Annotated in this window: 17 protein-coding genes; 3 read left to right on the top strand and 14 right to left on the bottom strand. The window is 73.5% G+C overall.

What is annotated here, in order from left to right; translation table 11 throughout:
• Positions 1 to 860 precede the first annotated feature (860 nt).
• The 10 genes from O7634_RS25850 to O7634_RS25895 form a co-directional block, all read right to left on the bottom strand.
• Positions 861 to 1,058: a hypothetical protein gene (locus O7634_RS25850; protein WP_278152718.1), complete on the bottom strand. Its 198-nt coding sequence runs from the start codon at positions 1,056 to 1,058 to the stop codon at positions 861 to 863.
• A gap of 32 nt (positions 1,059 to 1,090) precedes the next feature.
• Positions 1,091 to 1,393, bottom strand: a complete 303-nt coding sequence (locus tag O7634_RS25855; protein ID WP_278152719.1) for a hypothetical protein — start codon at positions 1,391 to 1,393, stop codon at positions 1,091 to 1,093.
• On the bottom strand, positions 1,390 to 1,752 hold the full coding sequence (locus tag O7634_RS25860; RefSeq protein WP_278152720.1) for a DUF1622 domain-containing protein: 363 nt from the start codon (positions 1,750 to 1,752) through the stop codon (positions 1,390 to 1,392). Before O7634_RS25860 ends, O7634_RS25855 begins: the two co-directional genes overlap by 4 nt.
• A gap of 66 nt (positions 1,753 to 1,818) precedes the next feature.
• On the bottom strand, positions 1,819 to 2,406 hold the full coding sequence (locus O7634_RS25865) for a TMEM165/GDT1 family protein (protein ID WP_278154080.1): 588 nt from the start codon (positions 2,404 to 2,406) through the stop codon (positions 1,819 to 1,821).
• Positions 2,407 to 2,622: 216 nt separating this feature from the next.
• Positions 2,623 to 3,588 (bottom strand): L-histidine N(alpha)-methyltransferase, encoded by a 966-nt coding sequence (egtD, locus tag O7634_RS25870; RefSeq protein ID WP_278152721.1) that lies wholly within the window; start codon positions 3,586 to 3,588, stop codon positions 2,623 to 2,625.
• The gene (gene egtC / locus O7634_RS25875) at positions 3,585 to 4,385 is read right to left on the bottom strand and encodes an ergothioneine biosynthesis protein EgtC (protein ID WP_278152722.1); all 801 of its coding nucleotides are present in this window, start codon (positions 4,383 to 4,385) and stop codon (positions 3,585 to 3,587) included. Before egtC ends, egtD begins: the two co-directional genes overlap by 4 nt.
• A 40-nt stretch (positions 4,386 to 4,425) precedes the next feature.
• Positions 4,426 to 5,766 carry an ergothioneine biosynthesis protein EgtB gene (gene egtB / locus O7634_RS25880; RefSeq protein ID WP_278152723.1) on the bottom strand — a complete coding sequence of 447 codons (1,341 nt, stop codon included), beginning with the start codon at positions 5,764 to 5,766 and terminating at the stop codon, positions 4,426 to 4,428.
• A gap of 140 nt (positions 5,767 to 5,906) precedes the next feature.
• On the bottom strand, positions 5,907 to 7,142 hold the full coding sequence (egtA, locus tag O7634_RS25885) for an ergothioneine biosynthesis glutamate--cysteine ligase EgtA (protein ID WP_278152724.1): 1,236 nt from the start codon (positions 7,140 to 7,142) through the stop codon (positions 5,907 to 5,909).
• 179 nt (positions 7,143 to 7,321) lie between these two features.
• The gene (locus tag O7634_RS25890) at positions 7,322 to 8,125 is read right to left on the bottom strand and encodes a hypothetical protein (RefSeq protein ID WP_278152725.1); all 804 of its coding nucleotides are present in this window, start codon (positions 8,123 to 8,125) and stop codon (positions 7,322 to 7,324) included.
• A 16-nt stretch (positions 8,126 to 8,141) separates the two neighbouring features.
• Positions 8,142 to 8,774, bottom strand: a complete 633-nt coding sequence (locus O7634_RS25895) for an RNA polymerase sigma factor (RefSeq protein WP_278152726.1) — start codon at positions 8,772 to 8,774, stop codon at positions 8,142 to 8,144.
• Positions 8,775 to 9,309: 535 nt separating this feature from the next.
• On the opposite strand from O7634_RS25895, the gene O7634_RS25900 reads away from it, so the two are divergent.
• Positions 9,310 to 10,677: a serine/threonine protein kinase gene (locus O7634_RS25900; RefSeq protein WP_278152727.1), complete on the top strand. Its 1,368-nt coding sequence runs from the start codon at positions 9,310 to 9,312 to the stop codon at positions 10,675 to 10,677.
• Positions 10,678 to 10,800: 123 nt separating this feature from the next.
• Positions 10,801 to 12,063 carry a nucleotide sugar dehydrogenase gene (locus tag O7634_RS25905; protein ID WP_278152728.1) on the top strand — a complete coding sequence of 421 codons (1,263 nt, stop codon included), beginning with the start codon at positions 10,801 to 10,803 and terminating at the stop codon, positions 12,061 to 12,063.
• 78 nt (positions 12,064 to 12,141) lie between these two features.
• Here O7634_RS25905 and O7634_RS25910 read toward each other — a convergent pair whose 3' ends face one another.
• The 4 genes from O7634_RS25910 to O7634_RS25925 all read right to left on the bottom strand — a co-directional run bounded on the left by O7634_RS25910 (position 12,142) and on the right by O7634_RS25925 (position 17,385).
• Positions 12,142 to 14,616 carry an FtsX-like permease family protein gene (locus O7634_RS25910; protein ID WP_278152729.1) on the bottom strand — a complete coding sequence of 825 codons (2,475 nt, stop codon included), beginning with the start codon at positions 14,614 to 14,616 and terminating at the stop codon, positions 12,142 to 12,144.
• 144 nt (positions 14,617 to 14,760) lie between these two features.
• Positions 14,761 to 15,426, bottom strand: coding sequence for a response regulator transcription factor (locus O7634_RS25915; protein WP_278152730.1), 666 nt, complete (start codon positions 15,424 to 15,426; stop codon positions 14,761 to 14,763).
• Complete coding sequence (locus O7634_RS25920) at positions 15,423 to 16,628, bottom strand: histidine kinase (protein WP_278152731.1); 1,206 nt, start codon at positions 16,626 to 16,628, stop codon at positions 15,423 to 15,425. Before O7634_RS25920 ends, O7634_RS25915 begins: the two co-directional genes overlap by 4 nt.
• Positions 16,629 to 16,683: 55 nt before the next feature.
• Positions 16,684 to 17,385 carry a DUF305 domain-containing protein gene (locus O7634_RS25925; RefSeq protein ID WP_278152732.1) on the bottom strand — a complete coding sequence of 234 codons (702 nt, stop codon included), beginning with the start codon at positions 17,383 to 17,385 and terminating at the stop codon, positions 16,684 to 16,686.
• Between the two features lie 138 nt (positions 17,386 to 17,523).
• On the opposite strand from O7634_RS25925, the gene O7634_RS25930 reads away from it, so the two are divergent.
• Positions 17,524 to 18,957: a hypothetical protein gene (locus tag O7634_RS25930; RefSeq protein WP_278152733.1), complete on the top strand. Its 1,434-nt coding sequence runs from the start codon at positions 17,524 to 17,526 to the stop codon at positions 18,955 to 18,957.
• Positions 18,958 to 19,041: the final 84 nt, after the last annotated feature.

Here is a 19,041-nt window from a genome sequence, read left to right on the forward strand (position 1 = left end):
CAAGAAACTTCACGAAAACCCCCAAGGTCGTCTCTAAACTCGTGAACCATTAAAGCCGCTCATAGGGCTTATGTCCGGAGTTACGTATTTTCCGACAACGCGCTGCGCACCCCCGCATGACCAACCCGACAAACGTCCTTTCGGCTGCGGGGCGGGAACGGGGAAAAGTCAAAAAGCGATCAGACCTGGCGACACCCGCGCCGATCTTGCAGTTGGCGACGTCGTTACGCCCCTTTCGGCGCTTATGCCGCCGCAGGGAGTGCAAGATCGCCGAGGGTCCGGGCTTTCACGGCCACGGCGGTGCTGGCGCTGGGCTGGTCACGTCGCCCACGGCTTACGGGATTCCTGCTCGCTCCCGGGCGGCTGACGACTCTTCGCGATCGGCACCACCACCGCGCCGTCATCCACCCGGCCGGCGTCCACACCGTCGCGCCGGCGCCGGTCGGCGGGCGCGGCGCGGCCGTACCTGATGGTGGGTGTTGATCTGCCCGTGATCACCGCGCGGGCACGCAGGCACACCACGCGGGGTGTGCGCGCCGCCGCCGTGCTCGACCGCACGGTCCCGGAGCCGCCGGGCCGGGCGGCGGCCAGGAAGCCGCCGGGCCAGACCAGCGGCCAGGAAGCCGGCGCGGCCAGACCAGCGGCCAGGAAGCCAACGGAACCAGGCGGACAGGGAGCCGGCGGACAGCGAGCCGGCGCGCCGAGCGGCGGACAGCAAGCCGGCGGGCCGGTTGACCGGCGGTGGGCGCTGCCGGCGCGCCGGGGACGTCGACGGACGGCCGGCGCACACCGGTGGCCCGATCGCCGGTGGAGGGGCCGCCGAGGCCAGACCGTCGGGCGGCTCCGCGAACCCGGGTGGCCTACTGCTGGCGGTCGGCGGGCGGGAGGTCCTCGGTCTCCTCGACCACCGCGTCGGCCGCCGGTCCGGTGAGGTCGTCGCCCGGGACCGCCACCGCCTCCACGCGGTCCTGCTCGTCGGGCTTGCCGCCCGGCGGCGGCTCGGGAGCGGTGGCGCCGCCGGAGTAGCCGTACTCGTTCGGTTCGTCGTGCCGGCTCATCTGGTAAACCTCCCGCTCGGCCCCGGCTCTCTCTACCCCTCAGCGCCAACGGTAGGGGGTGATCGACGTCGGCGCAGGGCGGCGCGGATTGTCGCCCCCGACCACGGGGGCGGACCGCGCAGCGCCGCCCCGAGAAGTTGCCGCAGGGCGATGATCGCCACCGCGCCGGCCAGGCCGTTCCACCCCGGGTCGCCGGCGAGCCGGAGCAGACCGGCGGCGGTCAGCAGGTCCAGCACCAATCGCACGGCGGTCCGCAGCGACCCGGTGCCGAGCGCGGTGACGACGCCGACGACCAGGGCCAGCGCGGTGACCACCAGCACCAGGGCGCCCGTCACGTACGCCGCTCGCCCTCGGCCACCTGGCGCTGCTCCTCGCGGATCTCGCGGCCCAGGAAATAGTTCAGCGCGGTCCTGATCGTCGCGATCGCCGCCAGTTGGCCGATCTGCGTGAACGACGGGGACACCGCGGTGCGCAGCACGTCCGCCGCGAGCTGGAATTCGAGGCCGAGGGTGAGAAACCGGCCCAGCGAGAGCCGGATCTGCGTGAACCGGGCGGCGCTGCGGTGTCGCAGTCCCTCGACCACGAACCGCCCCGCCGCCCACACCGCGCCCACGAAGATCACCAGCGCGCCGGCCGCCTCCACCACGGCGACCAGCACCTGGTCGCCGTGGCGTAACACGTCGGCCGGCTCCACCCCGGGCCGTTACCCGCCGCCGGGGCAGCTAGGCCCTGTCGCGTACGGCGGTCACCACGAGAAGCCTCAGGTCAGCTCGTTCACCGCCTCCAGGATCAGCCAGAGACCGGAGATCGCGAAGAGGATCGCGGCACCGTACTTGATGGTCTTCTCCGGCAACCGCCGGCCGAGCATCCGGCCGACCAGGATGGCCAGCGCGTCGGCGGCCACCATGCCGAGGGTGGAGCCGAGCCAGGTGCCGAACCAGCCGTGCTGGGTGGCGAGCGTGATCGTGGCGAGCATCGTCTTGTCACCCAGCTCCGCGAGGAAGAACGCCACCGACACCGCCACCAGCGCGGTCTTGTTGGTCCGCTCCGCCTTGCGCTTCTCCTCCTCGGTGAGCGAGTCCCCGCGCAGCGTCCAGGCGCCGAACCCGAGGAACGCCACGCCCGCCACCAGGGAGATCCACTCGGTCGGCAGCACCGCACCGAGGCCAGCGCCGATGGCGACCGACGCCAGGTGCACCACCGCCGTGGCGACGGTGATACCGATCAGCACCGGGACCGGTTTGAACCGCGTGGCGAAGGTCAACGCCATGAGCTGGGACTTGTCCCCCAGCTCCGCGACGAAGATGACGCCGAAGCTGATGACCAGCGCGGCGAGAAAACCCTCCATGACGTCCTTCCCGTTCACGCCGGGAGGAGGTACAGGGGCGCCCTCGACCCGGCTGCGACAGCCTGAGTCGAAGGTCTCGCCCGCCCCGGAGACCGGGGCCGCGTGGCCGGATGCGGAACGCACCAGTATGTCGACCACGACATTGGGGGCTACTCCCCTTCGCGCGGCCAGCCTATCCGATCACCCACCGGACCCGTCGGGGCGGGGGGAACGGGCTCACCGCGCCCGGGCCAGGGTGACGCCGAAGAGCGCGTCCGGGTCGGTCCAGAACGCCGTCCGGGTGAAACCCGCCTCGGCCAGCTCCGCGGCGACCCCGTCCGGACGGAACTTCGCGGAGACCTCGGTACGCAGCTCCTCGCCACGCGCGAACTCGACGGTCATGCCGAGCACCCGGACCCGCATCGGTCGCGTCGCCCGCAACCGCATCTCGATCCACTCGTGCTCCGGGTCCCAGAGGGCGACGTGCGCGAACGCGTCCGGGTCGAAGTCGGCGCCCAACTCCCGGTTGATCACGCGCAGCACGTTGCGGTTGAACTCGCCGGTGACGCCCGCCGCGTCGTCGTACGCGGGCACGACCACCGACGGGTCCTTCACCAGGTCGGTGCCGAGCAACAGCCAGTCGCCGGCCTCCAGCGCGGCGCGCATGGCCGACAGGAACCCGGCCCGCTCCGCGGGCAGCAGGTTGCCGATGGTGCCACCGAGAAACGCCACCAACCGTCGGCCGCCGGTGGGCAGCCGGTCCAGGTGCCGGGTGAAGTCACCCACGATGCCCCGGACCCGCAGGCCCGGATAGTCGGCGGCGATCTGGGCGGTGGAGTCCCGTACCGCGCTGACCGACACGTCCAGCGGCACGAACGAACCCAACCCGCCGTGTCGGGTGAAGGCGTCCAGCAGCAGTCGGGTCTTCTCCGACGAGCCGGAGCCCAGCTCGATGAGCGTCTTGGCGTCGGTCAGCGCCGCGATGTCGGCGGCGTGCGCCGCCAGCACGGCCCGCTCCGCCCGGGTCGGGTAGTACTCGGGCAGCCTGGTTATCCGCTCGAACAACTCGCTGCCGCGAGCGTCGTAGAACCACTTCGGCGGCAACCACTTCGGATCCGCGCTCAGCCCGGCGCGGACGTCGTGGCGGAGACCGCGCTCCAGGTCGCTCGCCTCCAGGTAGATCTCCAGCGGTTCCGCCGTCATCGGTTCGCCTTCCTGTTCGATGAGCCGTTGCCGGCCGACCCGCCGTCGGGCACCGGGGTCGGCAGTGGACGTGCCCGCACCTCGCCCACGGTGGCGACGACGAGATGCCCCTCCGGCACCGCCCGCCACCCGGGGTCGTCGTCGTGCGGCTCGGAGGCGAGCAGCACCGAGTCGGGCGACTCCCGGACCGACAGCGCGTGCCCCGCCGCGCTCGCCACCACCCGGTGGCCGTCGGTCAGGAGCAGGTTGAGCCGTGAGCCGGGAGCGGCGGCGGCGACAGCGCTCACCGTCCGCCCGACCGCGTCGGCCGGGTCCGCGCCGGCGCGGAGCCGATGCCGCACCAACGCCCAGAGCAGCGCCGAGTCGGTGGCGGCGTCCAGCGTGAGCAGGTCCCGCACCGGCAGGCCGGCGGCGAGCGGCACCACAGCGTCCGGCCAGCCGCGCACCACCCCGTTGTGGCTGAACAGCCACCGCCCCTCGGCGAAGGGCGCCGCCGCGCCGTCGAGCACCGCCATCCCCACGGTGGCCGACCGCACCGCCGCCAGCACGGCCGCCGACCGGGTCACCGCCGCCAGTTGCGCGATGGTCGGGTCGCTCCAGATCGGCTGCGCCCGCCGGTAGCGAACCGGCGGGCCGTCGTCCGGGTACCAGCCGACGCCGAAGCCGTCGGCGTTGATCGTGCCGCCGCCGCGCATGTCACGCGGCGCCCACGACTGCCGCATTAGGGAGTACGGCGGTTCGAACAGCAGCTCGGCCAGGGTTACCGGCGGCCCGAGGTAGGCCAGGTGCCGACACATCAGCGGCCCGCCCCCGCCGGGCCGCCGGTCGTCCGACACCTCACCGGTACGACTCGTCCGGTCGCGCGTCGCGGGCGCAGCGGAAACCACTGAAGATCTGCCGCCGGATCGGATAGTCCCAGTTGCGGAAGGTGCCCCGGCAGGCCGACCGGTCGGTGCCGAACGAACCACCGCGCAGCACCCGGTAGTCGCCGCCGAAGAAGACCTCCGAGTACTCGCGGTAGGGGAACGCGGTGAAACCCGGGTGCCCGTCGAACGCCGTCGAGGTCCATTCCCAGACGTCCCCGATGAGCTGGTGCACCCCCAACGGCGACGCACCCCCGGGGTACGCGCCCACCGGCGCCGGCCACAGATGACGCTGGTCCAGGTTGGCGTGCGCCTCGGTCGGGTCCTCGTCGCCCCACGGGTACCGGCGGGACCGGCCGGTCGACGGATCCCACCGCGCCGCCTTCTCCCACTCCGCCTCGGTCGGCAGCCGCCTGCCCGCCCACGCCGCGTACGCCTGCGCCTCGTACCAACACACGTGCACCACCGGCTCGTCGGCGCGGACCCGGCTCCACCTGCCGAACCGCCGGTACGACCAGCCGTCGCCGTCGCGACGCCAGTGCATCGGCGCGACCAACCCCTCCCGGACCCGGTGCTCCCAACCGGCCGGGCTCCACCACCGCTGATCGGCGTAGCCGCCGTCGTCGATGAAGGCCGCGTACTGACCGTTGGTCACCGGGGCGGCGTCGATCGCGTACGCCGGCAGGTCGACGCGGTACGCGGGCCGCTCGTTGTCCAGCGCCCACGGGTCCGTGTCGGTGCCCATGGTGAACTCGCCGGCCGGCACCAGCACCTCCGCGCCGACCCGCGCCGAGGGTTCCGGCGGCGCCGGCGCGTGCAGCACCGCCGGCCCCGCCCGTAGCTGGTGGGTGGCCAGCATGGTCTCGTCGTGCTGCTGCTCGTGCTGCACGATCATCCCGAAGGCGAACCCGTCGGCGACCAACGGCCGCTCGGTGAAGGCCACCGCGTCCAACAGGTCGTGCACCTTGTCCCGCACCGTGCCCAGATAGGCGCGCGCCTCCTGCGGACGCAACAACGGCAACGCCGGGCGGTCCCGCCTCGGCTGCTTGAACGCGTCGTACAGCTCGTCGATGTCACACCGGACCGGCTCCCGGCCCCCGACATCCCGGACCAACCACAGCTCCTCCTGATTGCCCACGTGGGCGAGGTCCCAGACCAGCGGCGACATCAACGGCGAGTGCTGACGCATCAGCTCGGCCTCGTCGACCACCTCGGTCAACGACGTGGTCCGGGCGCGGGCCCGCGCCAACTCCGCCGCGATCCGATCCCGCAACCGCGCTGGTCCGTCTTCCGTTCGCGACTGCGGGGCTCGCAACCCCGGCTCACTCCTCGCACTCACCGAGCCGTCTTCCGTTCGCGACTGCGGGGCTCGCAACCCCGGCTCACTCCTCGCACTCACCGAGCCGTCTTCCGTTCGCGACTGCGGGGCTCGCAACCCCGGCTCACTCCTCGCGCTCACTGGACTCCTCCCCTGGTGGCGGCCCGTCTCTGCCGTACTCCTCGCTGGATTTCCTCGTGCCGGCCGGCCGGCAGCTCCAGGCGGGGCAGCGCGGCCAGGGCCAGGTCGAGCAGGGCCGCCGCCGCGGTGGCCAACGCGCCGTCGGCCAGGCCGTGCCGCGCGGCTGCCGACCAGCGATGCGCCACCGGCGCGGCGATGGTGTACGCCTCGCGCACCGTGCCCGGAGCGGCGAAGAGAGCCGTCACCACCGCCAGTGGGAGCCGCCAGTCCCGATCCGGTTGGGTGTCCAGGTAGCGCAACTCCAGGTAGCCGCGCGGGCGTACCGGCGGGAACAGGGTGCTCACGTGGTAGTCGAGGTCGTCGGCGGTCGGTGCCTGCGGCAGGGCGCCGTCGAGCCAGTCGGCGAAGGTCACGCCCGGCGGGGCGACCCAGTCGGAGGTGTCTCGGCGCAGGCAGAGCAACGGCGCGTCGAGCACGTACCGCGCCCAGGTGGCCGTGGGGTCCTCCCCGGCGCGTCCCGGCGTCCAGACCGGGCGGGTGCGGCTCGGGTCGATCGCCTGCCAGGCGGCCATCCGGGCGGAGGCCCAGCCGGTGGGCCGGCCGGCGTGGCGCGCGGCGGACGCGAACGCCGCGAGCAGCGGGGGCCCGACGGCGTGCGCGGCGGCCCAGCGCTCGGCCACCTGCTCCGGCTCGCCCGCGTCCAGGCAGACCTGGAGACCGGCGGTGCTGTACATCATGGTGCGACCGGCCGGACCTCGTCGATCGAAGGCGGCACGCATCGCGCGGTAGCGGGGGGTTTCCAGCACCGGGCGGGGCCGGCGGTGCGGGTCGATGCCGCTGCGACCGAGGACCAGCCCGGCGGCGGCCAGCAGGTCGGTGACCTGGGCGATATCGGCCTCGGTGGCGTGGATCAACGCGGCGACCGAGGGGCGGGGCGGTGTGGAGATCTCCAGCTGGCCGCCCGGTTCGAGGGTGACGACGCCACCGTGTCGCAGAGGGTCGGCGGGGCTGGTCGCATCCAGCGTGGCGGGGCTGTGTCGCCCCAGTGCCGCCCGCAGCCGCGCCGCCGTGAGGGGGCGGGTCGGCTCGGCGGCGTCGTGGACGGTCCATTCCAGTTCGACGCCGGTGTGGGTGGGTGGCCCGGTCTTGAAGCAGATCCGGGCGAGATGTCGGGTTGCCGCTGCGGAGTCGCGCAGGATCACGCCGCGGTCCAGGTCGGGTGACGTCACCAAGGGTCGGGCCCCCTCTCCGTGTGCCGGTTCCCGGCACTGTGCCACCGTAGGCCCATCCTCCGACACCGTCGGCGGATGTGCACGGCGGCACCAACCCCTGTCTAGCAGACGAACTTCTGGCGCAGGGCGGAACGGAACCGTGCCCGGCGGCCCTTCCCGGCCCCGGGAGCGCGGGCCGGTCAGCCGGGGGTACGCAGGCCCGGCGGCAGCGGTGACGGCGGAGTCTTCGCCGGTGGCGACGGCTTGGCCCGCGGCGGTCCGGCGGGCGTCGGCGTCACCGGCGACGCGGTGGGCGTGCCTTCCGGCACCAGCCGCTGGCAGTACGCCTCGACCTGGGCGGGACCACCGGCGGCCGCCACCAGCCCCTCGAATCTCGGCGTCCGGAGCGCCTTCTCCCGCTGGGCGGGCTTCTTGGCCTGCCACGCCCGGCACAGGTCGTCCAGGTCGCCGGCCGGCGGGAGGCCCGCCGACGGGGCGCCGGTGACGGGCGGCGGCAGGGCCGGCGACGGCGTGGCGGGGCCCGCCGGCCGGCTGGGCTCGGTGGACCGGTGCGTGCCGGGCGTCGGTGTCGGCGCGGTGCGCGCCGGGGGCGGCGGGACCGGCTCCGGCGCCCGGTCCCGGGTGACCGCGGCGAAGGCGGCCCCGGCGGTGGCGGTCGCCGCCACCGCGCCGATCCAGGCCACCGCGCCGGTGGTCAGTCGACGGCGGCCGGATCGGTCCGCAGCGGCCGGCGTCGGGTCGGCGCGGGCGGCGCGGAACGCGGCCACCGCCGCCTCCTCCCCCGCCATCTCGCCGGCCCGGCTGGGAGCGGCGGCGGCGGCGAGCAGCGCGGCGACCGGGTCGGCCGGGGAGCGCGGAGGGAGCTGCCTCGGCGTCGCGTGCTCGTCGGGCCGGTTCTCGTCCGGCGCGGTTCCGGTCCGCGCGCGGGCCGAGTCGAGCAGCCGCTCGCTCGCCACCTGGTCGGCCCGCCGGAACGGGTTCATCGGAAATCCCCTCACGTCAGCCGTCCGCCGGTTCCACGTGCGGCGTACGCACTGACGAACCACCGCCCGCGCGCGGCGACGGCACCCCCTCGCTGCCGACCGACACCCCGGCCGGCCGCTGCCGCTCCAGCAGCACGGCGAGCCGTCGCAGGCCCCGGTGGGCGGCGGTCCGGACGGCGCCGGCCCGTCGACCCAGGACCCGGCCGGCGGATTTCGCGTCCAACCCGATCACCGCACGCAGCAGGACCGCCTCGGCCTCCCTGGGTGGCAGGGTCGCGATCAGCGCCAGGGCGGTCTCGGTGCCGATCGTCTCGTCGGCCCCTTCGGCGGTGTCCGCGTCGCCGGCCAACCCGGTGAGCGCCTGCACCGGGACCGGCAGCACGGGTCGGCGACGCATCCGGCGCAGGTGGTCCATCGCCCGGTTGCGGGCGATGGTGACCGTCCACGCACGGAACTCCCCACCGGTGAAGCGCGGCAGGTCGCGGGAGATCTGCAACCAGGTCTCGGAGGCGACGTCCTCGGCGTCCGCGCCGACCAGAGCGGTCAGGTACCGCAGGAGCCCCGGCTGGAGACTGCGGTAGAGGAAACGGAACGCGTCCTCGTCTCCGGCCTGCGCCGCGCTGACCGCGTCGGACAGGTCGCTTGTCATGCGCGGCCCGCACGTCGCCGGAGGCGTGCTCGCCGTGTCCGCCCGGTCGATGGGGGCGCGGGGACGCGCGTCGTCCATTCGATCAGCAACCGCACCACCCTCCCCCGTTCTGCATTCTGCCCGTGACCGAGATTGTCGGGGCGGTCGGTCCAGGGTCGACGCCGGGGTGGTCGGCGCGACCCACGGCACGCCGAGGTCGCCGGGCGGGACCCGAGCCGGGCTAACGCTAGGAGGGGGTCCGTGGTACGACAAGTCGGGCTCGTGTCACGGAAGAGTGACAATTATCAACGGTGTGGAACGGCGTGTCGCCGTAACATTCCGTCACTCTGGGACGCCCGCGGCCCGCGCGGGCGCTGTGACGCCACCGTCGAGCCGCCGCGCGTCGAAAATTATCGCGTTTCGTCACACAGCGTTCTCGCAGCGTCACGGAGACGTGTCGTCCACACAGGTCAGGCCGAACCGGCTGCCACCGACCGGCCGTCCGGCGGCAGGGCCGTGGCGCGCCGCCGCGCGCCACTCTAGGTACGGTAAGGCGGTGTTGTCATCGGAGGTCGTGCTCAGCGGTCGCTACCGCCTGGACGAACGTGTCGCCACCGGCGGCATGGGCGACGTCTGGCGTGGCTCCGACCTGATCCTCGGCCGGCCGGTCGCGGTCAAGGTCCTGCTGCCGGCGCTGGTCTCGGACCCCGACTTCATCGCCCGGTTCCGGGCCGAGGCGCGGATCATGGCGGCGCTGCGGCACCCGGGCATCGTCCAGGTCTTCGACTGCGGCGCGGACGACCTGCCCGACGGCGGCCACGCGGACTACCTCGTCATGGAGTTCGTCGACGGTGAGCCGCTGTCCAAGCGGATCGAGGCCGCCGGGCGACTCGACGTGGCCGAGACGATGTCGATCGTGGCCCAGGCGGCCGCGGCGCTCCACGCGGCGCACCGAGGCGGCATCGTGCACCGCGACGTCAAGCCCAGCAACCTGCTGGTGCAGGAGGACGGCAGCGTCGTCCTGGTCGACTTCGGCGTGGCGCGGTCCACCGACATCACCAGCATCACCAGCACCAACGCGGTGCCCGGCACGGCTCTCTACATGGCTCCCGAGCAGGCGGCCGGCCGCCCGGTCAGCGGCGCCACCGACATCTACGCGCTCGGCGCGGTCACCTACTGCTGCCTGACCGGGAGTCCGCCGTTCACCGGGGACAACCCGTTGCAGGTCGCCGTCCGGCACCTGGACGACGAGCCGCCGGAGCTGCCGCACGACATTCCGGAGGCGGTGCGCGCCCTGGTGTCGCGGGCCCTGGCCAAGGATCCGTCGGAGCGGTTTAGCAGCGGCGCGGCGATGGCCGAGGCCGCCCGGACGGCGGTCACCGGTGGCGAGCCGCCGACGGCGATGGCGTCGTCGGTCCCGCTGCGCGACGCCGGGCCGGGCACCCGGGCGGACGTCCCGGTCGGCGCGGCGGTGGCGGACGGCACGCCGGGCGCCCGACGGCGTGGGCCGCTCGTCGGCGCGGCGGCGGTCGTGCTGGTCGCGCTGGTCGGGCTCGGCGCGGCACTGGGCGCGGCGCGCAGCGCCAGCGAGAACCCGGCGGTCAAGCTGCCCACCCCCTCGCCGACGGTGGCGCCGGCCGGACCGCAGGAGGTGCCGGCGGCGAACGAGCAGGCCCCCACCGGAGATCCAGTGCGCCCCGACCGGCCGTACGCGCCGAACACCACCCCGTCGGCGTCGCTCACCGCCAAGCCGACGACGACGCCCAGCCAGTCGACGGCCCCGACGACGTCGGCTCCGCCGGCCAGCACGGGGCCGACGAGCGCGCCGCCCACGACGGGTGCGCCCAGCGAGCCGCCGGCACCGTCGGACCCGCCACCCACCACGAGCGCGCCGACCGATCCGGAGGCTCCGACGGGCGGCTAGGCCGCGCGTCGTACCAGTCCCGGCAGCCCCGATAGCACCGATATCCCCAAAACGGACTTACGGCGCCGACGACGCCCCTAGGCTCTCAGCAGGTCATATCCACCAACTGCTGCGGGAGCCTGGGTGAGCGCTGAAAAGCTGGTCGTGATCGGTCAGGGATACGTCGGACTGCCGCTGGCGATGCGCGCGGTCGAGGCGGGGCTCGACGTGGTCGGCCTCGACGTGGACGCCGACCGGGTCAAGCGCCTCGCCTCCGGCGAGTCGTTCGTCGAGGACATCCCGACCGACCGGTTGGGCCGGGCGTTGGGTAGCGGTCGCTACCACCCCAGCACCGAGTACACCGCCGCCGAGGGCTTCGACATCTGCGTCATCACGGTGCCGACCCCGTTGCGCGACGGCACCCCCGACCTCAGCTTCGTCGAGCAGGCCGGCATCGGCATCGGCCCGTACGTGCGCGCCGGCTGCACGGTGATCCTGGAGTCGACGACCTACCCCGGCACCACCGAGGAGCTGCTGCGCCCGCTGTTGGAGTCGGCCAGCGGGTTGACCAGTCCCGGCGACTTCCACCTCGGCTACAGCCCGGAACGGATCGACCCGGGCAACCCGAGCTGGCGGTTGGAGAACACTCCGAAGGTCGTCTCCGGCGTGGACCGGGCGTCGCTGACCCGGGTCGACGAGTTCTACCGGCGCCTGGTGGACCGCACCGTGCCGGTGGACTCCACCCGGGTCGCCGAGCTGACCAAGCTGATCGAGAACACCTTCCGCCAGGTCAACATCGCGTTGATCAACGAGTTGACCATGCTCTCGCACCACCTCGACATCGACGTCTGGCAGGCGATCGACGCCGCCGAGACCAAGCCGTTCGGCTTCCTGCCGTTCCGCCCCGGCCCCGGCGTCGGCGGGCACTGCCTGCCGATCGACCCGTGCTACCTGTCGTGGCAGGTGAAACGCCGACTGGGTCGACAGTTCCGGTTCATCGAGCTGGCCAACGACGTCAACCACGAGATGCCCGAACACGTCGCGCAACGGATCATGGCGGGGCTGAACCGGGCCGGCCGGGCCGTCAGCGGCGCCCGGCTGCTGCTGCTCGGTCTGGCCTACAAGAAGAACACCGGCGACATGCGGGACTCCCCCGCCGTCGACGTGGCCCGCCGGCTGCAGGCCCTCGGCGCCGAGGTGCACGCCGTCGAGCCGTACGCGGAGGCGCACCAGATCCCCGCCGGGGTGACGGTGGTCGGGTTGACCGAGCGGGAGGTGCGGGCGGCCGACGCGGTGGTCGTGGTCACCGACCACGACGCGTTCGACTACGACCTCGTGGTCCGGCACGCCCGCTACGTCTTCGACACCCGCAACCGGTGCTCCGGCCCGATGGTCGAGCGCCTCTAGACCCGGCACCGCTGGCCGGTCCCGTCGCCAGGACGAGGGCGGGACCGGCCGGCGGATGTCCGTCGCGACGGTCGCCGGTCACTGGTCGGCGAGGGCCTGCACGACCGGACGGGACAGCGCCCGGCGGGCCGGCAGCACCGAGGCGAGCAGGGCGGCGAGCACCGCGACACCGAGGGTCAGCCCGAGTTGACCAAGTGGCAGCACCACGTGGAAGTCGCCGCCGAGGCGGTCCAGCAGGGCCATCGCGGAGGCGCTGACGCCGGTGCCCAGTCCGACGCCGAGCACCGCGCCGACCAGCGCCATCAGCGCCGCCTCGACCGCGAGCACGGCTCGCAGCCGCCCCCGGGTGAGCCCGACCGCCCGCAGGACGGCGTTCTCCCTGGTCCGCTCGACCACCGACAGGCTCAGCGTGTTCGCCACGCCGACCAGGGCGATCACCACCGCGAGGCCGAGCAGCGCGGTGACGAGGGCGAGCACCATGTCCACGGTGCCGGTGAGCATCTTCTTGTACGCGCCCTGGTCCATCAGGTTCACCGTCGGGTAGCGGCTCAGCACCGCCTCGATAACGTCCCGGGCCCGTTGCGCGCTCACCCCGGCGGCCGGGTCGATCTCCGCCAGAAAGCCCCGCTGCGCGGGGAAGAGCGCGGTGAAGTCCTCGTCGGCCAGGTCGATGACGTGTCCGGTGGGCGCGTCGCGGCCGGTGGTGTCGTCGGTGACGATGGCTACCACCCGCAGCTCCCGTCCACGAACGGTCACCGTGGAGCCCACCTGCCAACCGCGCGCCCGCGCCAGCTCACGGTGCGCCAGCACCCGGCCCGGACCGACCTGGGCGGCGTCGCCGGCCAGCACCGCGCCGAGCGTCCGACCGACGAGCGCCGGGTGGGCGGCGCGAACCTCGACACCGTCGGCGACAGTGGCGCGTTGTTCGTGCACCACCCCCAGGTCGGGGCGGGCGGCCAGCTCGCCGACCAGGGCGGCGGGCAGCTCCTGACCGATCCCGCTCACCACGAAGTCGGTGCCGACCTGTGCGTCCACGCTGCGTTCGATGCCGTCCTTGGTGCTGCGCGCGCCGACCATGAACGCCGACACCAGCCCGATCCCGATCACCAGGGCGGTGGCGGTCGCAGCGACCCGGCGCGGGTTGCGCACCGTGTTGGCGACCGCCAGGGCGCCGGTGGCGCCGAGCACCCGACGGACCGGCCAGCCGAACACCCGGGCCAGCGCCGGCACGAGCACCGGCCCGAACAGCACGATGCCGAAGAACGTCAGCACCCCGCCGACGGCCACCAGCAGCAACTGACCGGCGCTGGCGGCGCCGACCAGCGCCGCGACACCGACGGTCAGCACGACCGCGCCGACGGACAGCCGGACCCGGCCGGCGCCCCGGCTGGGCTGCACGGCCGCGTCGGTGAGCGCGGCGACCGGGGCGACCCGGGTGCCCCGCCAGGCCGGCAGCAGGGCGGCGCACACGGTGAGCACGGTGCCCAGCAGGAGCCCGGTCACCACCGTCGACGCGGTCACGGTCAGGCCACCGGCGACCGGCACTGTCGTTCGGGCCATCAGCAGGCGCAGCCCGGCGGCGAGCGCGACGCCGAGGAGCACCCCGAGCGTCGCGGCGACGAGCCCGAGCAGCGCCGACTCCAGCAGGGCGGCCCGGAAGACCTGCCCCCGGGTGGCGCCGATCAGGCGCAGCAGCGCGGTCTGCCGGGTGCGCTGGGCCAACACGATCGCGAAGGTGTTGGCGATCACGAAGGCGGCCACCACCATCGCGACCCCCACGAAGATCGACAGCAGCATCCGGAACTGGTCGGCGTCGCGGACGGCGTCCTCGACGGCCTCGTCCAGGATCTGCTGGCGGCTCTTCACCGTGGCGTCGGCACCGACCACCGCGCGTACCCGGTCGGTCACCGCGGCGACCGGCACACCCGGTCGGGCCGCGACCATGACGCGGCCGTAACCCCGCTCACCGGTGCGGGCCAACGCGTCCGAGCCGACCAGGCCGACGAACGGACCGCCGACGTCGCGGGCGGTGCCGGCCACGTCGACGGTGCCCACCAGGGTGTACGCGCGGGCCGCGCCACCGCTGCCGCCGACGCGCACCGGCGCGCCGAGCGCGAAGCCCTGTTCGGCGGCCGTGGGCGCGTCGAGCACCATCTCCCCGGCCCGGTCGGGCAACCGGCCGGCGACCACGTCGTACGAGCGCAGGGCGTCCTCGGTCGGGATGGACACCAGCATGGTGAAGCCGAGCACCGGGTGACCGTCGGCGCCGACGATCCCGCCGGTGTTCGTCAGCTCGCCGGCCGCGGCGGCCACCCCGTCGACGGCGCGCACCTTCTCGACGAGGGCCGGCGACAGCAGCTCCTTGCCGGTGGCGTAGACGCCCAGGTCGGTGTGCCGGTCGAAGGCGCCCGCCCGCTCGTACGCGCCGGCGCGCATCCCGTCGACGAAGATCATGGTGCCGGCGACGAACGCGACGCCCAGCACGACGGCCAGCGCGGAGAGCAGCAGGCGCAGCGCCTCGGCACGCAACGAGCGCAGGGTCAGGCGGATCACTGGGACTCCCGGTGGGTGGCGGATCGGGCCCCTCCGACGCTATGGCCGGCACCGGTCGGTCGATCTCCACCTGCGCGCTCGACAGCTCTGCGCCAGGGGTCGCGCCGCGCCCGGCGCGGGCTACGACCCAGGTCGTACGCGGCGTCAGCCGCCGGGCGTGACCAGCCCGCTCTCGTACGCCAGGACGACCGCCTGCACCCGGTCGCGGAGCTGGAGTTTCGCCAGGATGCGCCCGACGTGGGTCTTCACCGTCGCCTCGGCGACGTGTACCCGGGCGGCGATCTCGGCGTTGGACAGGCCCTGGGCGACCAGCAGCAGCACCTCGCGTTCCCGGTCGGTGAGCTGCGCGAGCCGGGGGTCCGCGCTCGGGGCGGCCCCGAGCTGACCGGCGAAGCGGTCCAGCAACCGTCGGGTGATCGAGGGGGCCACCACCGAGTCGCCCTGGGCGACCACCCGGATCGCGGCCAGCAGCTCCTCCGGCGGGACGTTCTTGAGCAGGAACCCGCTCGCCCCGGCCCGCAGGGCGGCGAACGCGTCCGCCTCGGTGTCGAAGGTGGTCAGCACCAGCACCCGGGGTGGGCCGGCGGGCCGGTCGGCGCAGAGCCGCCGGGTCGCCTCCACCCCGTCCATGGTGGGCATCCGGATGTCCATCACCACGACGTCGGCCTCGGTGCGGGCGAGCACCCGCAGGGCGTCAGCGCCGTCGATCGCCTCCCCGACGACCTCCAGGTCGGGTTGGGAGTCCAGCACCATCCGGAACCCGGCGCGCACCAGCGCCTGGTCGTCCACGATCACCACCCGGACCGTCATGCCGCGATCACCTCCGATGCCGGCTCCGACGGTAGCGGTAGCCGGACCTCGACCCGCCAACCCCCGGTCACCCGGGGCCCGACGGTGAGGCTGCCGTCGTACACCGTCACCCGCTCCCGCATCCCGAGCAGGCCGTGACCGCCGGACGGGGCGGGACTGACCAGGGGGCGACCGCGACCGTCGTCGACCACCCGGACCACGACGGCCTCGGCGGTGTACGCCAGCCCGACCTCGACGGCGGCGCCGACGCCGGCGTGCTTGAGCGCGTTCGTCAGCGCCTCCTGCACCACCCGGTAGACGGTCAGCTCCAGGCCCGGCGGCAGGTCCGGTGGCGTGCCGGTGACGGTCTGGATGACGCGCAGCCCGGCGTCGTCGAACCGGGCCAGCAGGTCGGGCAGCTCGGCCAGGGCGAGGCGTCGGTGCTCCGGGTCGGCCGCCACCGCCGGCCCGTCGATGCCGGCGGGGTCGGCGTCGCGGAGCACGCCGACCAGCCGGCGCATCTCCTCCAGCGCCTGTCGGCCGGTGTCGGCCACCACCTTCACCGCGGCGCGGGCCTGATCGGGGTCGCGGTCGAGCATGAACCGGGCGCCGTCCGCCTGGACGATCATCACGGCCATGCTGTGCGCGACGACGTCGTGCAGCTCGCGGGCGATGCGGGTGCGCTCCTCGGCGACCGCCGCCCGGGACTCGGCCTCCCGTTCCCGCTCCAGGGTCGCGGCGCGCTCCTCCAGGCTGAGCACGTAGAGCCGGCGGGTTCGCACGTTGAGCGCGGCCAACCACACCGCTCCGGTGACCAGCGCGTACCACAGCGCGGTCACCCAGAACTGGATGACGCCGGGGGTCTGGGCGGCGGCGAGCAGCACGCCGACGGCGGCCACCGCGCCGGCGAGCACGCCGTCGCGCAGCCGCTCGCCGTACTTGACCACGCTGTAGAGCACGATCAGCACCGCGACGTCGTAGGGCAGTGGACCCCACCCGGCGATGACCTGGACCAGGGCGAGCACCGCGACGGCCACTGTCGCCGCCCTCGGGTGGGTGCGGCGGAACAGCAGCGCCACCGCCATCCCCGCGCCGACGGCCGTGGCTGCCCAGCCGCCCTGCTGGTTCACCGCGGCCACCAGGGAGACGAGTGCCACCAGCCCGGAGACCGCCACGTCGAAGGCGACGCCGCGCAGCGGGCGACCGAACACTGTGCGTCTCACGGTGGTTCAGCGTACGTGCCGGACCGTCGACGCCCCCGCCGCGCGGGGCGGGGGGTCACCGGGCGAGAACCTCGCGCATGCGGTCGATCTCCACGGACTGCTCGGTGGCGACGGAGTTGGCGAACTCGTTGAGGGTCAGGTCGGAGCCGACGGTGAGCAGGTCGGTGGCCAGCGCGATCGCGCCCTCGTGGTGCGCGGTCATCATCTGGACGAAGAGCCTGTCGAACTCCGCGCCACGGGTCGTGGCGAGCTGCCGCATCGCCTCGGCGGACTGCATCCCGCGCATCGTGCCGTGGTCGTGCCCCGGCGCCTCCGCCGGCAGCCCCCTGGTCTGCAACCACCCGCGCATCAGGCCCATCTCCGGGCCCTGGCTGGCGCGGATCCGCTCGGCGAGGGCCCGGACGTCGGGGTCGGCGGCCCGGTCGGGGGCCAGCTCCGCCATCGCGAGGGCCTGCGCGTGGTGCGGGATCATCATCCGCACGAACCAGACGTCCATCGCGTTGTGCGGGGCCGGACCGGCGTCACGGACCTCGTGGGCGGCGCGGGTGCTGGCCGACTCGCCGGGACGCCCGGGTGCGATGACGGTCAGGTCGGTCGGCACCGGACTGACCGTCGGGGACGCGGCGGCGGGCGCGGAGACCGGTCGCGCGGCGTCCGTGCCGGCGTCGTCCCCGGAGCGGATCACGATGATCGCCACCAGCGGCAGCACGAGCGCCAGTGTGACGAAAGCCAGTGTTCGCGCGCGCCGCTCAGTCATGGGCCACTCCCGGAAGTCGAGGTCATCGCGATGCTATCCATAGACAAACTCACTTTGGTGTGACCCGGGTCACATCGACGTTCTTCGTCGAGCGGTAACGTCTCAGCCATCGTGTCCCCCTCACGAAGGACCCCGCCGATGATCAGAGTCCCCCTGCCACGGTTACGACAACTCCGTGTGGTGGCGCTCGCCACGAGCGGCCTCCTCGTCGCCAGCGCCCTCGCCGCCCCGGCGAGCAACGCCCAGGTGACGCCGGCCGCCGCGCCCACCGCCACGATCCCCGGCGTCGACGAGATCGTCAGCAGCCCCAACCTGCGCCAGATCGCCAACGTGCCCAAGGTCGCCCCGCTGGACGCGACGAACAGCGACATCGCCTTCCAGGGCAGGTACGCGTTCGCCGGCAACTACAACGGTTTCGTCATCTACGACATCTCGCGGCCCAGCGCCCCGACGGTCAAGGCCCGGGTGCTCTGCCCGGGGTCGCAGAACGACATCTCCGTCCACGGCGACCTGCTCTTCCTCTCCACCGACTCGCCGCGCAGCGACGACTCCTGCAACAGCACCCCGCTGGGCGCGGACGTGAAGGCCTCCTGGGAGGGCATCAAGGTCTTCGACATCAAGGACAAGGCCAACCCCCGTTACATCAAGTCCGTCGAGACGGCCTGCGGTTCACACACCCACACCCTGGTGCCGGGCAAGGACCGCAAGGCGGTCTACCTGTACGTCTCGTCGTACAGCCCGCGCGCCCAGTTCCCGGACTGCCAGCCGCCGCACGACTCGATCTCCATCGTGAAGGTGCCGCTGAAGAAGCCGACCGAGGCGGCCGTCGTCGCCACGCCGAACCTCTTCCCGGACGGCGGCTTCCCCGGCAGCCCGACCGGCTCGGCGACCACCGGATGCCACGACCTCACCGCCTACCCGTCGAAGGACCTGGCCGCCGGCGCGTGCATGGGCGACGGCATCCTGCTCGACATCAAGAACCGGGAGGCCCCCCGGGTGATCAACCGGGTGCGGGACGAGACCAACTTCGCGTTCTGGCACTCGGCCACCTTCAACAACGCCGGCACCAAGGTCGTCTTCACCGACGAGCTGGGTGGCGGCGGGGCCGCCACCTGCAACGAGGCGATCGGTCCGAACCGGGGCGCGGACGCCGTCTACGACATCAGCGGTCGCGGTGACGCCCGGACGATGACCTTCCGCAGTTACTACAAGATCCCCCGGAACAACGCCGACACCGAGAACTGCGTGGCGCACAACGGCTCGCTGATCCCGGTGCTCGGCAGGGACATCATGGTCCAGGCGTGGTACCAGGGCGGCATCTCGGTCTGGGACTTCACCGACTCGGCCAACCCGAAGGAGATCGCCTTCTGGGAGCGCGGCCCGCTCTCGGCCGACACCCTGGTCGGCGGTGGCACCTGGTCCGCGTACTACTACAACGGCCACATCTACTCCAACGACATGGTCAAGGGCCTGGACGTCCTGGAGCTGAACGACTGGCGCACCTGGACGGCCAAGCTGACCCGCTACCAGGAGCTCAACGTGCAGACCCAGCCCAGCTACCTGGGCTGGTAGGAACCGCGCACGACGGCCGGGTCCGGTCCCCCGCTCGCCGGAGGTCCGGGCCCGGTCGTCGGTTCGTGCTGTCGGTCACCAGGA

Source organism: Micromonospora sp. WMMD1120 (assembly GCF_029626235.1).
GTDB lineage: Bacteria > Actinomycetota > Actinomycetes > Mycobacteriales > Micromonosporaceae > Micromonospora.

Excerpts from the sequence above, each read along its gene's own strand:
- O7634_RS25850 (WP_278152718.1), bottom strand. The coding sequence starts at position 1,058 with ATGAGCCGGCACGACGAACCGAACGAGTACGGCTACTCCGGCGGCGCC.
- O7634_RS25865 (WP_278154080.1), bottom strand. The coding sequence starts at position 2,406 with ATGGAGGGTTTTCTCGCCGCGCTGGTCATCAGCTTCGGCGTCATCTTC.
- egtD (WP_278152721.1), bottom strand. The coding sequence starts at position 3,588 with ATGACGGCGGAACCGCTGGAGATCTACCTGGAGGCGAGCGACCTGGAG.
- egtC (WP_278152722.1), bottom strand. The coding sequence starts at position 4,385 with ATGTGTCGGCACCTGGCCTACCTCGGGCCGCCGGTAACCCTGGCCGAG.
- O7634_RS25890 (WP_278152725.1), bottom strand. The coding sequence starts at position 8,125 with ATGAACCCGTTCCGGCGGGCCGACCAGGTGGCGAGCGAGCGGCTGCTC.
- O7634_RS25895 (WP_278152726.1), bottom strand. The coding sequence starts at position 8,774 with ATGACAAGCGACCTGTCCGACGCGGTCAGCGCGGCGCAGGCCGGAGAC.
- O7634_RS25915 (WP_278152730.1), bottom strand. The coding sequence starts at position 15,426 with ATGACGGTCCGGGTGGTGATCGTGGACGACCAGGCGCTGGTGCGCGCC.
- O7634_RS25925 (WP_278152732.1), bottom strand. The coding sequence starts at position 17,385 with ATGACTGAGCGGCGCGCGCGAACACTGGCTTTCGTCACACTGGCGCTC.
- O7634_RS25930 (WP_278152733.1), top strand. The coding sequence starts at position 17,524 with ATGATCAGAGTCCCCCTGCCACGGTTACGACAACTCCGTGTGGTGGCG.